This window comes from Streptomyces sp. JLBG701 (assembly GCF_058544905.1).
The window spans coordinates 1,725,829-1,741,392 of sequence record NZ_CM178588.1 but is presented as its reverse complement, the minus strand read 5'-3'; the positions used below and the strand labels follow the sequence as shown (position 1 = coordinate 1,741,392).

The following is a 15,564-nucleotide window of genomic DNA, read 5'->3' as shown; positions in this document are numbered from 1 at the left end:
GGGAGGTCAGGCCTGCTGCTCGAAGAGCTCCCGCAGCACGTCCTCCATGGTCACCAGCCCCGACAGCCGCCCGTCGTCCACCAGGACCGCCGCGAGATGCGTACGGCTGCCGCGCATGGCCGTGAGGACGTCGTCCAGCGGTGTGTTCTCCTTCACGCGCGCGATGGGCCGCATCTCCCGCACCTGGAACGGCAGATCCCGCGGCGTCTGGTCGAGCGCGTCCTTCACGTGCAGATAGCCGACGATCCGGCGCGCCTCGTCCACCACGGGGAAGCGCGAGAACCCGGACTCGGCCGACAGCCGCTCCAGCTCCTCCGGAGTGACGCCCACGCGCGCGTAGACGACGCGTTCCAGCGGAAGCACGACGTCACGCACGCGTCGGCGGCCCAGCTCCAGCGCGTCGTGCAGCCGCTCCCGCGCGCGGTCGTCGATGAGACCCGCCTCACCGGAGTCCCGCACGATCCGGGCGAGTTCGGCGTCGGAGAAGGTCGCCGCGACCTCGCCCTTCGTCTCGACCCGCAGCAGCTTCAGCAGACCGTTGGCGAATGCGTTGATCGCGAAGATCACGGGCCGCAGTGCCCGGGACAGCGTGACCAGGGGCGGACCGAGCAGCAGCGCGCTGCGCACCGGCTCGGCGAGCGCGATGTTCTTGGGCACCATCTCGCCGAGGAGCATGTGCAGATACGTCGCCAGGGCCAGCGCGATGACGAACGACACCGCGTGCCCCGCACTCGTCGGCACGCCCACCGCGTGGAACACCGGCTCCAGCAGATGCGCGATCGCAGGCTCCGCGACCACACCCAGTACCAGCGTGCACAGGGTGATGCCGAGCTGCGCGGCCGCCATCAGCGCCGACACGTGCTCCAGACCCCACAGCACGCTCTTGGCCCGCCGGTCGCCCTGCTCGGCGTGCGGCTCGATCTGGCTGCGGCGCACGGAGATCAGCGCGAACTCGGCGCCCACGAAGAAGGCGTTGACGACGAGCGTCGACAGACCGATCAACAGCTGTACGGCGATCATTTGTCACCCTCCTTCGAAGAATCGGGCGAATCGGGTGAGTCGAACGACCTGGATGACGCCGGCTCATCGTTCAGCGTCGCGTGCAGCAGAACTCGGGCGGCCCGGCGACCCGACGCGTCCACGACCTCCAGCCGCCAGCCGGCCACCTCGACGGTGTCGCCGGCCGCGGGGATCCGGCCGAGCTCGGTCGCGACGAGGCCGGCCAGCGTCTCGTACGGCCCCTCGGGCGGCCGCAGACCGACACGCGCGAGCCGGTCCATGCGGGCCGCGCCGTCCGCCGAGAACAGCCTGCGGCCCGCGTCGTCCGTCCCGGCCGGGGCCAGGTCGGGCGTCTCGTGCGGGTCGTGCTCGTCGCGCACCTCGCCGACGACCTCCTCGACGATGTCCTCCAGCGTCGCGACGCCCGCCGTACCGCCGTACTCGTCGATGACGACGGCCATCGTGCGCTTGCCGGACATCCGGTCCAGGAGTCGGTCCACGGTCAGTGACTCCGGCACGAGCAGCGGCTCGCGCATCACCTGGGCGACGGAGCTGCGCGGCCGTTCGTCGGCCGGCACGGCCAGGACGTCCTTGATGTGGGCGATCCCGACGACCGAATCGAGGCCGCCGCGGTAGACGGGGAAGCGGGACAGTCCGGTCGCGCGCGTCGCGTTCGCCACGTCCTCGCAGGTCGCCTGGACGGCGAGGGCGACTACCCGGACGCGCGGTGTCATCACGTTCTCCGCCGTGAGGTCGGCGAGGTTCAGGGTCCGCACGAACAGCTCGGCGGTGTCCGTCTCCAGGGCGCCCGCCTTGGCGGAGTGGCGGGCCAGTGCGGCCAGTTCCTGCGGGCCGCGCGCGGAGGCCAGTTCCTCGGCGGGTTCGAGGCCGAAGAGACGCACCACACGGTTCGCCGTGTTGTTGAGGTGGCTGATGAAGGGGCGGAAGGCGGCACTGAACCAGCGCTGCGCGTTGCCCACCCGCTTGGCCACGGCCAGCGGTGAGGAGATCGCCCAGTTCTTCGGCACCAGCTCGCCCACGACCATCAGGAACACCGTCGACAGGGCGGTGCCCAGGACCAGCGCGACGGAACTCGACGCGGAACTCGGGACCCCGAGCGACTCCAGTGGCCCCGCGATCAGTGCGGCGACCGACGGCTCGGCGAGCATGCCGACCACCAGGTTGGTCACGGTGATGCCGAGCTGGGCGCCGGAGAGCTGGAAGGTGAGGTTCCGTACGGCCTTCAGGGCGCCCGCGGCGCCCCGCTCGCCGCGCTCCACAGCCCGCTCCAGCTCGCTGCGCTCGACCGTCGTCAGCGAGAACTCCGCCGCGACGAAGGCGCCACAGGCGAGCGACAGCAGAACAGCCACCAGCAGGAGGAGCACTTCGGTCATCGGGTCACCTCCGTCCCATGATCGGACAGGGTAGGGGGACCGCGCGATGTCGCGGACTGGGAGGCTCGCCCATGGGCGGACGCTCACGACCTTTCTTGCATGCTTTCTTGCAGGACCGAGTGGCTCCCCAATAGTAAAGGCAGAGCAAAGTAGCCGTGGGGTGGGTGCGGGCTAGTCCGTGAGCGGCTTGACCCAGCGCCTCCAGTGCTCCTCGGGCGTGTACCCCGCCGCCCGCCACGCGTGGTGCGCGGTCTCGTTGCGCTGGAGCACCATCGCGTCCCCGCGCCGCCCGCCGAGCCGTACGAACCTCTCCTCCGCGGCGGCGAGCAACTCCGAGCCGATCCCGCGGCGCCGGTGCTCGGGGTGGACCGCCAGCCGGTACAGATGGCAGCGCCACCCGTCGAAGCCCGCGATCACCGTGCCGACCAGTTCGCCGCCCCGCTCGGCCAGGATCAGCGCCTCGGGATCGCGGTCGACGAGGCGGGCCACGCCGTCCGGGTCGTCGCTGATGCTCGTGCCCTCGGCGGCCACCTTCCAGAAGGCCAGCACGGTGTCCAGGTCCTCGGGGCCGGCGGCCCGTATCCGCAGCTCAGTCATGTGGTGATCACATCACGCGGGTCTGGGTGGGACGGGCAATTCCAGAATGCGGACGGATGCCTGCCAGTCACTCGTCCCGCAATTCCGCGAGCACCGGAGCGAATTCCTCCATGTACGGCTCCAGGACGGTCAGATACGAGAACCCGTACCGCTCGCGCTGCGCCCGCGCCTGCGCGGTGATCTGCTCCAGCGTACCGACCAGGATCGTCGGCAGCTCCAGCGCCTGATCCAGCGTCAGACCGGGGACGCGTTCGACGAGCGGTTCGAGCGTCTCCCCGCGGTCCTCGGTGACGGCCACCATCTGGACCAGAAGGTTCAACTCGGCGGCTTCTTTGCGGCTTTCGGCGAGCAGCCGGTACTTCGCCACGCGCGCGTCGAGCTCCGCCGCGGAGATCGGAACCAGCTGCCCCGTCGTGCTCCCCGGCACCAGACGCAGCCCCGTGAAGGCCGCGATGTCGGCGTGCTCCGCGGTCAGGCGCAGCATCCGGTCGCCGTCACCGCCGAGGAGCAGCGGAACCCCGGACGCGGAGTCGGCCGAGTCGAGCAGCCGGTCCAACTCCTCGACCGTGCGCTGGAGATGATCCACACGCGCGCGTGGCGAACCGTAGGGCAGCCCGGCCGCCTCGTGCTCCGCCTGTACGTAGCCCGTGCCGAGCCCCAGTTCCAGGCGGCCGCCCGTCAGCGCGTCGGTCGTCGCCACCTCGCGGGCCAGCAGAGTCGGGTTCCAGAAGCCCGCGTTGAGCACGAACGTGCCGAGCCGTGGCCGCTGGGTCGCCTCGGCCGCCGCGACCAGCGCCGGGAACGGAGCGACCATGCCGAGATGGTCCGGGACGAGGATCACGTCGTAGCCGAGTTTCTCGGCCCGGCGGCACTTGGTGCGCCACTCCTCGGCGGGCGCGGGGGTGATCAGGCTGACGCCGAAGCGGAACGGACGCGGCATGAACTCTCCTCGGCTGCGGGCGACTTGAGTACCGGTTCCGCGATTCCATCACTCGTGCGCGATGGCCGCCAGCACATTCATGCGGGATGCACGCAACGCCGGCAGCAGCGCCGCCACGATGCCGACCACCGCCGAGCCGATCACGACCGCGACGATCGTGCTCCACGGGATGGCCAGCGCCTTCATGCCCTGCAAGGCGAGCACCTGCTGCGTGCACACGCCCCACAGCAGGCCGAGGGCGAGCCCCAGCACCGCGCCGAACACCGCGATCACCACCGACTCCAGGCGGATCATCCGGCGCAGCTGACGCCGGGCGAGCCCGATGGCCCGCAGCAGCCCGATCTCACGCGTGCGCTCCACCACCGACAGGGCGAGGGTGTTGACCACGCCGAGCACCGCGATGACGATCGCAAGGCCGAGCAGCGCGTACACGAGGTAGAGCAGCACCGCGATCTGGTCGTGGATCAGCTTCTTGTAGTCGGCCAGGTCACGCACCTGCACCTGCGGATACGGCTCCAGCGTCCGCTCAAGCCCCGCGCGCAGCTGGTCGGCGCTGGTGCCGGAGGCGGCGTTGACGTACAGCGCGGAGTCCTGCCCGCGGGGTACGTACTTCTCGACCGTCGCGATCCCGAAGTACAGCCCGCCCTGCATCCCGAACCCGTCGGCCGAGTCCTGGTCGGTGAGGGCGGCCACCTTCAGCTCGGTCTTCTGGCCGGCCGGGAACTCGACGGGCAGGACACTGCCGAGCTTCACGGCGTGGTCCTTGGCGAAGGCGGCGTCCATGGCGATGTTGCCGTCCGCGAGCGCGGCCGCGCTGTCGCCCTGGGCGTAGGTGATGTTGGCGACGTCGTCGACCTGCGGGTCGTAGCCGGCGGCGGTCGTCTCGATCCGCTTGCCGTCCGGGAACTCCACGGCGAGGGGCGCGAACCGCTGTCGTACGACGAGACCCACACCGTCCGTGCCGCGCACCTTGTCCGTGACCTCCTGCGAGAACGGCACGAAGTTGGTGTTCTGGATCACGAAGTCGGCGCCGAGCGCCTTGTCGATCTGCTCGTCGAAGGACCGGGACATGGAGGCGCTCGCCACCGACATCCCGCCCACCAGGGCGAGGCCCACCATCAGGGCGGCCGCGGTGGCGCCCGTGCGGCGGGGATTGCGCAGGGCGTTGCGCTGGCTCATGCGGCCGACCGAGCCGAAGAGCGCCGGGAAGCCCGCGCCCAGCACCCGGATCACGGGCCGGACCAGGAGCGGGCCCGCGACCACGGTCGCGATGAGTGTCAGGACGACGCCGAGCCCCAGCAGGGAGGCCGCGGACGCCGTCTCCGACGAGGTGGCACAGCCCGCGAGCGCGGCCAGACCGGCCGCGCCGATGACGGAGCCGACGATGGCGCGGACCTTCAACGGCCGTCCCACACCGGCGATTTCGGCGTCCGCGAGCGCCGCCATCGGCGAGACGCCCGATGCGCGCCTGGCCGGCAGGTACGCCGCCACGAAGGTGACGCCGATCCCGACGACGTACGCAGTCACGGGAGTCGCCCACCCGACGACCATCTCGGTGGTCTTGATGTTCATGCCGAACGCGCTCATGAGCTTGATCAGCCCGTACGCCAGCCCGATGCCGGCCGCGAGGCCCAGCGTCGAGCCGACCAGGCCGAGCAGCAGCGCCTCGGTGAGCACGGAGCGCCGCACCTGCCGCCGGTCGGCGCCCAGGGCCCTGAGCAGGCCGAGTTCGCGGGTGCGCTGGGCGATCAGCATCGAGAAGGTGTTGACGATCAGGAAGACGCCGACGAGGACCGCGATCCCGGCGAAGCCGAGCATCACGTACTTGATGACGTCGAGGAAGCCGCCGAGCTGTGCGGCGTCGGACTTGGCCTGCTCGTCGGCGGTCTTGAGGTCGTAGGTGCCGGTGCCGATATCGGCCGCGACGCGCTGCTTGAGCACGGCGTCGCTCACTCCGGGCGCCGCGTTCACGGAGATGCTCGTGGCCTGGTCGGGGGAGCCGAGGAGCTGGTCCGGCGCGGTCTGCGGGTCGAGGAAGACCAGGGCGGCACCGGGGTTGGTGGTGGTGAAGGTGGCGATGCCGACGACTTTCACCTTGAACGTGCCCGGCTCGGCCAGCAGGGTCAGCAGGTCGCCGATCCGTACGTCCTTCTTGTCGGCCGTGTCCGCGTCCAGGAGGGCCTCGGACGCTCCGTGCGGGGCGTGGCCCGAGGTCAGTTTCACGGGGCTGCGGTCGGTGACGTACCAGTCCGTGGCGATGGTGGGCGCGCCCGTGGTCGGACCGACGGACTCGTTCTTGCTGTCGACGACCGTGAGGTTCTCGACGGACACGTCCGCGTGGGCCGACTCGACCCCCTCGACCTGCTTCACCTGCTCCGCGAGCGAGGCGGGCACGGTCAGCACCGCGCCGGTCGGCACGGACGACTCGATGTCCTCCTTGGGTTGCACGGTCACATCGGCGGCCGTGGAGGCGAACAGCCGGTCGAAGGTCTGAGTCACGGTGTCGGAGAAGATCAGGCTGCCCGCGACGAACGCCACGGACAGCAGGACGGCGAGGGCCGACAGCATGAGCCGCCCCTTGTGCGCGAGGAAACTTCTGAGGGTCGCCTTGAGCACGGGTTCAGTCCTTGTCGAGGGTTACGTCGGTGTCGGGGGCCGTGCTGTCGGAGGGACCGTCGCCTTCGAACGTGCTGCGGATGCCGTCGAACCTCTTCATTCGCTCCAGTACCGCCTCCGCCGTGGGCCGCTCCATCTCGTCGACGATCCGGCCGTCCCCGAGGAAGAGCACCAGGTCGGAGTGGGCGGCGGCGCCGGGATCGTGGGTGACCATGACGACGGTCTGTCCCAGGTCGTCCACGGCCTCACGCAGAAAGCCGAGGACCTCAAGCCCCGCGCGCGAGTCCAGGTTGCCGGTCGGCTCGTCCGCGAAGATCAGTTCGGGGCGGGAGGCCAGCGCGCGGGCACAGGCGACGCGCTGCTGCTGGCCGCCGGACAGCTGGGCCGGCCGGTGTTTGAGGCGGTCGCGCAGACCGAGTGTGTCGATGACCTGGTCCAGCCACTTCTGGTCGGGCTTCTGGCCCGCGATGTCCATGGGCAGGGTGATGTTCTCGACCGCGTTCAGGGTCGGGATGAGGTTGAAGGACTGGAACATGAAGCCGATCCGGTCCCGGCGCAGCCTGGTCAGCTCGCGCTCGCGCAGGCCCGTGATCTCGGTGTCGCCGAGCCATACCTGTCCGGCCGAGACGTTGTCGAGCCCCGCCAGACAGTGCATCAGTGTGGACTTTCCGGACCCCGAGGGCCCCATGACCGCGGTGAAGCGGCCGCGCGCGATGTCCACGTCCACCGAGTCGAGGGCGAGCACGGTTGTCTCGCCCGATCCGTACGCCTTGGTCAGACCGCGGGCGCGAGCCGCGATCCCGTCGGCCGATACATGGCCCGGGGCGTGCTCCGCAGCAGGTGTGGACAAGGCCGCCTCCTCGCTCGTGTGGACGTCCGGCTTTCCTTGTCCCGGCCGAGCGTAGTGTGACCCGGCACACACCCGGTATCCCCCTTGGGTCCTAGGTGGTCTCCTGCGCAGGTCGTGCCCCTGATATCGATGTAAGGGGCACTCTCCACCCGCGGGGTGACCCCAGGCCCCTCTTGCCGTTGCTAGCATTTCGGCGCTAGCTTCTAGGTATGGCGAAGACCCAGTTGAACGTACGAGTGGACGAGGGCACGGCCCGCGCCGCCCGCGAACGTGCCACGGCCCGCGGCATGAGCGTCAACCGCTACATCGAGGAACTGGTCAGACGGGACACGGGCGAGGTGGGCCACACGTTCGTGGAGGCCGCGTCCGACTTCATGAAGCAGTACGAGAGCGTCTTCGCCGACGAGTTCGGCGCTGACCGCGAGGGCACACGCGAAGGTCGCCGCTGATCCCGTTGAGCAATCTCAGAATCGACCTTGCCTGGCTCCTCATGCTCGCCGAACAGAACACACCGGGAGATCCCCAGGTCACCGACTGGGGAGCACTCGTCGCCGCCGTGGCCCGCCACGAGGCCGAGATATTCGACGTGCCCGTCTACGACAGCCCGCACGCGCGCGCGGCGGCCCTGCTCCAACTCCTGATCCACGTACCGGCGTTGGAGCGCTCCAACGCCCTGTTCGCCTCCGCCGTCGCCTACGCGTACCTCGTCGCGAGCGGCCTCAAGGTCGTCACCTCGCCCGAGCAGGTCCGCGATCTGGCCCGGCTGGTGAAGAGCGGCGAGGCATCGGTCGACGACATCGCGCGCGAACTGCGCCAGTGGAGCCTATGAGGCTCGCTTTTCCTTGACCCCGGGGCGCCAGGCCGTACCGAGCACGCAGTACGAACTCGGCAGCTTCGGTCCGTTCTCCGGCATCGACACCCGCAGATAGGGGCCGAGTTCGAAGCCGGCGTCCCGCAGTGCGCCGACCGGGTCCCGGGCCACATGGCAGCCGCCCATCAGCGGCGGCCACACCGTGCGGTCCAGGGCGCGCTGGGTGAGACGCATCGCCTGGCCGCCCCCGGCGCCGTGCTCGAAGAACCGCACCTGGCCACCGGGCTTCAGCACCCGCCGCACCTCGCCGAGGGCTCGCGGCACATCCCGCACACTGCACAGCACCAGCGACAGCACCACCGCGTCGAAGGCCTCGCTCTTGACCGGCAGGGCCTCCGCCGCTCCCGGCACCACATCGACCGGCACCTCGGATCGCAGGGCCGCCTCGACGGCCAACTGCCGCAGCAGACGCTCCGGTTCGATCGCGACGACCTCCGAGACGGCGCTCGGATAGTGCGCGAAGTTCAGGCCATTTCCCGCGCCGATCTCGATGACCCGCCCGGACAGCCCGGCGAGCAGCCTCTCACGCACCCCGGCCATGCCCATCCGGGTCTCGGCGTTCACACTGATCCGGGCATAGAAGCGGGCGAACAGCGGGTGGTGCACGGCATCCCGTGACACCTTCGCGGAGCCGGCGGACCTCAGCGGCATGGAAACCTCCCAGGAGGAACTGCCTTACCGCGATTGTCCCCCGAACAGGCCGCGCGCACCCCCGCTGCCGCCCACGGGATATCCCGTGACTCAGGCGATGAAGTCCCGCACCTGCTCGTACACGCCGTAGTCGTTGTTCATGTCGGTGTGCGAGACGCAGCCGACCTCGACGTTCGTGGCGCCGCGCAGGATCGCCGTGGTGTCCGGTGTGAGCGCGTCGTCGCAGTTCGACCAGTAGCTGGCGTACGCGACGCTGCCCGGGGTCTCGTCGCCGGAGTTGAGCGAGGTCAGGAAGGAACTCCCGGTGTACATCTCGGCACACGAGGTGTACAGCCACGCGCACCACGACGCGGTGGTCGTGCCGTGGTTGGTGCCGGCGGTCGAGACGAAGTCGTCGACGTACGACGTCCCGCCGAGGTTCTTGAGGTAGTAGCGGGCGCTCAGCGTGCCCATGGAGTGGACGACCAGGTCGACCTTCGAGGCGCCGGTCGCGGAGAGAACTCGCTGGATCTCGGTGGCCAGCTGCTGGGCGGTGGTGGCGTTCGACTGGGACCAGCTGTACGACCAGGCGTCCAGCTCCGAGGACGTGTAGCCGTCGGCCTTGAAGTCGGCGACCCAGTCGTCCCAGCTGCTCGACGAACTGCTGATGCCGTGCACGAAGACGACGGGGTTGTGGGTCGCCGCGTGAGCAGACGGCGCGGACAGGGAGAGCGACAGAAGGAGCGATGCTGCCAGGGCCGAGAGGGCCGTGGCGATGCGACGCGTGGAGCGCTGCATGATGCCTCCTGATACGGGTGGGGTTGTCAGGAGTGTCAGCGGGGGTCTACGCGCGCCGCATCGGCGAAATCGCCGGTCTTTACGTGTCAATTAACTCGCCAGTAACGTCATTGGTGTGGTGACTCCGGTGAACCCCCCGCCTCTTGACCGCACTTCGCCACCGCAGCGCACGGGCGCGTGGCCACGGCTGGCTTCCGCGCTCCCCGAAGGCGTCCGGGTACGGGTGCTGCACGCCGTGTTCGGCGACCCGTGCGCCGCCGCCGAACTCGTCCCGCTGCTCAGCGAACGGCAGCGGACCGGCCTCGACCCGCTGCCTACCGAGCCAGCCGAACTGGCCCCCGAACTCCTGCGCGCGCACCGCCGGGAGATACGGGCGCTGCCGGACGACACCCGCCTGCTGCTGCTCCTCGCCGCCGCGGACCAATACCCCGTCGCCACCCACGCCTTCCTCCGCGCGGTCGCGGCCGTCCGCCTCGACACCCGGCCCCTGGAAGCCGCCGAAGTGGCCGGAATCGCGCACGCGACGGCGGGCGGCGTCGTCTTCCGCGACGCCTGGACGAGGATCGCCGCCTACGAGACGGGGTCCCCGGCGGACCGACGTGACGTCCACCGGCTGCTGGCCCGCGTGCTGCGCGGCGAGGGCGAGACGCCCCGACGGTCCTGGCAACGGGGAGCGGGCGCGCTCGGCCCGAGCGGACGGCTGGCGGCGGAACTGCGCACGGCGGCGGGGAAAGCCCGCGCCGCCGGCGACCACACCCTGGCCCGCGCCCTCGTAGAACGCGCCGCCGCGTTGTCCCCCGACCCGCGCGAACAGTCCCGCCTCCTGGCCCAGGCCGCCATCGACGCCTGGCAGTCCGGCGACGGCGACCGCGCCCGCCGCCTGTCCGCCGCCACCGACGACAACGCCCTGACCGGCGTCCTCGCGTTGAGAACAGGCAACGCGACCGAGGCCTTCGACGCGCTGCTTACGGCGACGGTGGAGCGGGAGAGGGGGGCCGACCGTTCCGGGGAGAGCTCATCGGGGGTGGGGGTGACGCGCGGTGTCCCGGTCGGGGCCACGGGCGGTGACGGGCGCGGCGCTGCCCGGACGAGACCCGGAGGGACGACGGCCGACGCGCCGGGACGCCCGGCAGATCAGGCCATCAGACCGAGCACGGGAAGGGCTAACGCCAACGGGCCCAGAACCCGAGCGGTCGGAGACAGCGAGCCCATGGCCCGCCACTCCACCGCCTCCAACCCCACCACCCCCGACCCCCCGGCCCTCACGCTCCACCTGCTCGCACGTGTCACCGAGGCCGCCATCTACACCGGCGACCTCGGCCGATGCCGGGAGGCGGCCGCGGTCGCCGGGCGGCTGGGTGTCGCGGTGCCCGGGACGCTCGGAGGGCTGGCGGCCGCGTTCGACGGGCGGTACGAGGACGCGCGGGATCTGCTCAGGGCTGCGGCCGGACGCTGCGGGCCGGGTGGTGATCCCACCCTCCTCATCCACGCCGGTATCGCCGCGCTGATGCTCGGCGACCACGCGCGTGCCTCCACGGCGACCGTGCGCGCCGCCGCCTCGGCCCAGGCCCAGGGCGCGACCGCCCTCGTACCGCAGGCCATGGAGTTCCGTGCCTACGCGGACTTCTGGACCGGCCGCCCGCGCGCCGCCGAGGCCGCCGCGGTGGACGCCCTCTGGCAGGCCCACGCCACGGGCCAGGACAACGGGGCGTGTCATCTCCAGGCCGCGCTCGCCATGTTCGCCGCGGTCACCGGCGACGCGGACGTCTGCCGCGAGCGCGCCGCGACGGCCCGCTCCTACGCCCTCGGCCGCGGCCTCGGCCTGCCCGCGGCCCTCGCCCAGTGGGCGCTCGCCTTCCTCGACCTCACCAGCGGCCGCTTCGACTCCGCTACGGCCCGACTGCGCGCGTTGGCCGGATTCGGCCCCGGACACGGTCATCGCGCCATCCGGCACCTGGCCACCCCGCACTACGTCGAGGCGGCCGTCCGCACCGGCGACACCCGGGTCGCCCGTACCGCCCACGCCGACTACCACCGCTGGGCCAGCGCCGTGCGCAGCCCCGACGACCTGGCCCTCAGCGCCCGCTGCCGCGCCCTGCTCGCCCCGGGCCCCGAAGCCGTCGACCACTACCGCACGGCACTCGACCTCCACGCGCGTGGCACCCGCGACTTCGAACGCGCCCGTACGGAGCTGCTGTTCGGCGGCGCGCTACGCCGACTGCGCCACCGTACGGAGGCACGCGACCGGCTGCACAGCGCCCTGGAGGCGTTCGAGCACTTCGGTGCGCCCCACTGCGCGGCCCAGGCCCGCGGCGAACTCCGTGCGCTGGGCGCCCCCGCGTCACCGGCGCGCGGGGCGGATGATCCGACGACCAGCCTCACTGCCCAGCAGTTGTTGGTGGCCCGTATGGCGGCTGAGGGTGCCACCAACCGGGAGATTGCTGTCCGCCTTGCCCTCAGCCCACGCACCATCGACCACCATCTGCGTGGAGTCTTCGCGCGCCTGGGCATCCGGTCCCGCATCGAACTCGTACGCCTGCTGGCGGAGAGCGACGTGCCCTAGTGATCGGCTGGAAAGGTCGTGCGTCGTCTGCGGGTGCGTTGTGGCTGGTCGCGCCCACGCGGCGGAGCCGCATATCGATACAGCCCCGCGCCCCTTAACCGGCGCTGCCGGACCGTCAGTCTCAGAACGCGCCGCCCCTCATGCCCCTTCCCGCCCCCGGAACTCCTCCGCATCCCACGTCCCATCAAGCCGCGGCGCCAGCCAACCCGGCGTCCCCGCCCGGAAGTCGGCCGGCGCGAGCGCACCTGCCCCCGCAGGCACCGCCCCGAGCAGCGGCGCCCCGGCCACCTCCGGCAGATCCGCGAGATTGCAACGCGCCGCGAGATCGGGGGAGTCGGGCCAACTCCCGATCACCACACCCAGCAAGTCGAGCCGACGGAACCGGAGTTCACGTGCCGTCAGTTCGGTCGTGTTCAGCGTGCCGAGGCCCGCCGCCGCCACGACCAGCACCGGCGCCTCCAGCAGCCGCGCCGCGTCAGCCAGCGTGCCGCCCTCCTCGTCGAACCGGACGAGCAGTCCGCCCGCCCCCTCGACCAGCACCAGGTCGTGCTCGACGGCCAGTTTGGCGGCGGCCTCGGCCACCTCGTGCGGGTGCACCGGCGCCCGCCCGGCCCGCCGCGCGGCCGTCCCGGGCGCCAACGGGTCGGGATACCGGGCGAGTTCAGTCGCCGTGACGTTGCCCGCGAGACGCGCGACCTCGTCGGCGTCCCCGCGCTCGTCCGGTCGTAGCCCTGTCTGTGCGGCCTTCAGCACGGCCACCGACCGGCCGGCCGCGAGCGCCGCCGCGGCGACGGCGGCGGTCGTGACCGTTTTGCCGACCTCCGTGCCCGTGCCCGTGATCACCAGGATCGGCATGTCATCCCTCCCACGCCGCCGCGCACACCGCGCGCGCGATCCGCGCCACGTCCGCGTCGTTCGTGACGTACGGCGGCATCGTGTAGACGAGGTCGCGGAACGGCCGCAGCCACACGCCCTCGCGCACGGCTGCCTCCGTGGCCGCCTTCATGTCCACCGCGTGGTCGAGCTGGACGACCCCGATGGCGCCGAGAACGCGGACATCCCGCACACCCGGCAGCGCGGCGGCCTCGGCCAGCCCCTCCCGCAGCCCCGCCTCGATCCGCTTGACCTCGGTGAGCCAGTCCTGGCCGAGCAGCAGCTCGATGGAGGCGCAGGCCACGGCCGACGCCAGCGGATTGCCCATGAAGGTCGGGCCGTGGGCGAGCACCGGGACCTCGCCCCGCGAGATACCGTCCGCCACGCGCGTGGTGCACAGCGCCGCCGCCATGGTCAGATAGCCGCCGGTCAGAGCCTTGCCCACGCACATGACATCCGGCGTGACTGCCGCGTGCTCCGCCGCGAACAGCGCGCCCGTGCGGCCGAAGCCGGTCGCGATCTCGTCGAAAACCAGCAGCACGTCGTGCGCGTCGCACGCCTCGCGCAGCACCCGCAGATACGCGGGGGAGTGGAACCGCATCCCACCCGCGCCCTGCACCACCGGCTCGACGATCACCGCGGCGAGCTCATGGGCGTGCCGCCCGATCAGCTCGCGCAGCTGGTCGGCGTACGACTCCTCGTACTCGGCCGGCGGCGGGTCCGCGAACACCTGGCGCTGGAGGAGGCCGGTCCACAGCTCGTGCATCCCGCCCTCGGGGTCGCACACCGACATCGGCTGCCAGGTGTCCCCGTGATAGCCGCCGCGCCAGGTCAACAGGCGTTGTTTCGCGGGGCGGCCGAGCGAGCGCCAGTACTGGAGGCACATCTTGACCGCGACCTCGACCGACACCGACCCCGAGTCGGCGAGGAAGACGTGCTCCAAGCCGTCCGGTGACATATCGACAAGTAGCTTCGCCAGCCGTACGGCGGGCTCGTGGGTGAGCCCGCCGAACATCACATGGCTCATCCGGCCGAGCTGCTCGCGCGCGGCCTCGTTGAGCACCGGGTGGTTGTAGCCGTGGATCGCCGACCACCAGGACGACATCCCGTCGACCAGCTCGCCCGAGCCATCCGCCATCCGCAGCCGTACCCCGCTCGCCGACTCCACGACGAGCGGTTCCTGGCGCCCGGGCATCGGCCCGTACGGATGCCAGACGTGCCGCCGGTCCAGTTCCAGCAGCTCGGCCACGGGCAGGTCAGGCATTGGGCGCGAGGTCCGTTCCGGCGCCCCGGCGGCGTACGGCGACGAGGTCCGTACGGGCTTCGGGGACGGTGTCCACAGGCGCTTCCGTTGTGTCCGCCGCAGTGGAACCGCACACTCCGCCGGACCCGCAGGCGCCGTCCGTACGGTGCTCCGGCAGCGTCACCTCGCCGGCGCCCTCCACCTCGAAGCCGGCGTCCGCGATCATGTCCAGGTCGGCCTTGCCTGCCTGGCCCTCGGTGGTGAGGTAGTCGCCGAGGAAGATCGAGTTGGCCAGGTGCAGTGCGAGGGGCTGCATCGTCCGGAGATGGACCTCGCGGCCGCCCGCGATACGGACCTCGACGTCCGGGCAGACGAACCGGACCATGGCCAGGATCCGCAGACAGCGCTGCGGGGTCAGGTTCCACTCCTTGGCCAGCGGGGTGCCCTCGACCGGGATCAGGAAGTTGACCGGAACCGAGTCCGGGTCCAGCTCGCGCAGCGAGAACACCACGTCCACGAGGTCCGCGTCGCTCTCGCCCATGCCCGCGATCAGGCCCGAGCACGCGGACAGCCCGGCCGCGTGGGCCTTCTGGACCGTGTCGACGCGGTCGGCGTAGGTGTGCGTGGTCGTGATGTCCCCGTACGTCCCCTCGGACGTGTTGAGGTTGTGGTTGTAGGCGTCCGCGCCCGCCTCACGCAGCCGCTCGGCCTGTCCGTCGGAGAGCAGGCCCAGGCAGGCGCAGACCTCGACGCCCTCGTTCTGGTCCTTGATCGCCTTGATGGTGCCGGCGACCCGGTCCACGTCCCGGTCGGTCGGACCGCGCCCGCTGGCCACCAGACAGACCCGCTTGGCGCCCCCGGCGAGGCCCGCGGCGGCGGCCTTGGAGGCCTCGTCGGGCTTGAGCCAGGTGTACTTCAGGATGCCGGTGGTGGAGCCCAGCCGCTGCGAGCAGTACGAGCAGTCCTCCGGGCACAGGCCGGACTTCAGGTTGACGAGATAGTTGAGCTTCACCCGTCGGCCGAACCAGTGCCGGCGCACCTTCCCGGCCGCGGCCACCACGTCGAGCACGTCGTCGTCGGAGGTGGCCAGCACGGCCAGAGCTTCCTCGCGGGTCGGCAGCTCGCGCCGAAGCCCCTTGTCCACCAGCGTGTTCAGCAGGTCCATGAGAGCCGATCCTGTCCTACGGGAC

General features: G+C 71.3%; 14 protein-coding genes. 3 read left to right on the top strand and 11 right to left on the bottom strand.

Features of this window, described 5'->3' with window-relative positions; genetic code table 11:
• Positions 1-6: 6 nt before the first annotated feature.
• The 6 genes from AC5DRG_RS07975 to AC5DRG_RS07950 all read right to left on the bottom strand — a co-directional run bounded on the left by AC5DRG_RS07975 (position 7) and on the right by AC5DRG_RS07950 (position 7,396).
• Positions 7-1,020: a hemolysin family protein gene (locus tag AC5DRG_RS07975; RefSeq protein ID WP_491809209.1), complete on the bottom strand. Its 1,014-nt coding sequence runs from the start codon at positions 1,018-1,020 to the stop codon at positions 7-9.
• Positions 1,017-2,393, bottom strand: a complete 1,377-nt coding sequence (locus AC5DRG_RS07970) for a hemolysin family protein (RefSeq protein ID WP_491809207.1) — start codon at positions 2,391-2,393, stop codon at positions 1,017-1,019. The genes AC5DRG_RS07975 and AC5DRG_RS07970 overlap by 4 nt, the downstream gene beginning before the upstream one ends.
• Positions 2,394-2,564: 171 nt before the next feature.
• Positions 2,565-2,990, bottom strand: coding sequence for a GNAT family N-acetyltransferase (locus AC5DRG_RS07965; protein ID WP_491809205.1), 426 nt, complete (start codon positions 2,988-2,990; stop codon positions 2,565-2,567).
• A gap of 67 nt (positions 2,991-3,057) precedes the next feature.
• On the bottom strand, positions 3,058-3,930 hold the full coding sequence (locus tag AC5DRG_RS07960) for an LLM class F420-dependent oxidoreductase (RefSeq protein ID WP_491809203.1): 873 nt from the start codon (positions 3,928-3,930) through the stop codon (positions 3,058-3,060).
• 48 nt (positions 3,931-3,978) lie between these two features.
• Complete coding sequence (locus tag AC5DRG_RS07955; protein WP_491809201.1) at positions 3,979-6,546, bottom strand: ABC transporter permease; 2,568 nt, start codon at positions 6,544-6,546, stop codon at positions 3,979-3,981.
• A 4-nt stretch (positions 6,547-6,550) separates the two neighbouring features.
• Positions 6,551-7,396 (bottom strand): ABC transporter ATP-binding protein, encoded by an 846-nt coding sequence (locus AC5DRG_RS07950; protein ID WP_491809199.1) that lies wholly within the window; start codon positions 7,394-7,396, stop codon positions 6,551-6,553.
• A gap of 209 nt (positions 7,397-7,605) precedes the next feature.
• Here AC5DRG_RS07950 and AC5DRG_RS07945 point away from each other — a divergent pair, with 209 nt between their 5' ends.
• Positions 7,606-7,845 carry a toxin-antitoxin system HicB family antitoxin gene (locus tag AC5DRG_RS07945; protein ID WP_491809197.1) on the top strand — a complete coding sequence of 80 codons (240 nt, stop codon included), beginning with the start codon at positions 7,606-7,608 and terminating at the stop codon, positions 7,843-7,845.
• A 5-nt stretch (positions 7,846-7,850) separates the two neighbouring features.
• The gene (locus AC5DRG_RS07940; RefSeq protein WP_491809195.1) at positions 7,851-8,225 is read left to right on the top strand and encodes a fic family toxin-antitoxin system, toxin component; all 375 of its coding nucleotides are present in this window, start codon (positions 7,851-7,853) and stop codon (positions 8,223-8,225) included.
• On the opposite strand, the gene AC5DRG_RS07935 is transcribed toward AC5DRG_RS07940, so the two are convergent.
• Positions 8,220-8,918 carry a class I SAM-dependent methyltransferase gene (locus AC5DRG_RS07935; RefSeq protein ID WP_491809193.1) on the bottom strand — a complete coding sequence of 233 codons (699 nt, stop codon included), beginning with the start codon at positions 8,916-8,918 and terminating at the stop codon, positions 8,220-8,222. The two genes, AC5DRG_RS07940 and AC5DRG_RS07935, sit on opposite strands and share 6 nt — an antisense overlap.
• Before the next feature lie 90 nt (positions 8,919-9,008).
• Entirely contained in the window at positions 9,009-9,695 is a 687-nt protein-coding gene (locus AC5DRG_RS07930) for an esterase/lipase family protein (protein WP_491809191.1), read from the bottom strand.
• A 118-nt stretch (positions 9,696-9,813) separates the two neighbouring features.
• Here AC5DRG_RS07930 and AC5DRG_RS07925 point away from each other — a divergent pair, with 118 nt between their 5' ends.
• The gene (locus AC5DRG_RS07925) at positions 9,814-12,258 is read left to right on the top strand and encodes a helix-turn-helix transcriptional regulator (protein ID WP_491812990.1); all 2,445 of its coding nucleotides are present in this window, start codon (positions 9,814-9,816) and stop codon (positions 12,256-12,258) included.
• Positions 12,259-12,396: 138 nt separating this feature from the next.
• On the opposite strand, the gene bioD is transcribed toward AC5DRG_RS07925, so the two are convergent.
• From bioD to bioB, 3 genes are read right to left on the bottom strand one after another with little or no spacing between them, the layout of a single operon-like run.
• Positions 12,397-13,113, bottom strand: a complete 717-nt coding sequence (bioD, locus tag AC5DRG_RS07920) for a dethiobiotin synthase (RefSeq protein ID WP_491809189.1) — start codon at positions 13,111-13,113, stop codon at positions 12,397-12,399.
• 1 nt (position 13,114) lies between these two features.
• Entirely contained in the window at positions 13,115-14,395 is a 1,281-nt protein-coding gene (locus tag AC5DRG_RS07915) for an adenosylmethionine--8-amino-7-oxononanoate transaminase (RefSeq protein ID WP_491809187.1), read from the bottom strand.
• Positions 14,388-15,539 carry a biotin synthase BioB gene (gene bioB, locus AC5DRG_RS07910; RefSeq protein ID WP_491809185.1) on the bottom strand — a complete coding sequence of 384 codons (1,152 nt, stop codon included), beginning with the start codon at positions 15,537-15,539 and terminating at the stop codon, positions 14,388-14,390. Before bioB ends, AC5DRG_RS07915 begins: the two co-directional genes overlap by 8 nt.
• Positions 15,540-15,564 lie beyond the last annotated feature (25 nt).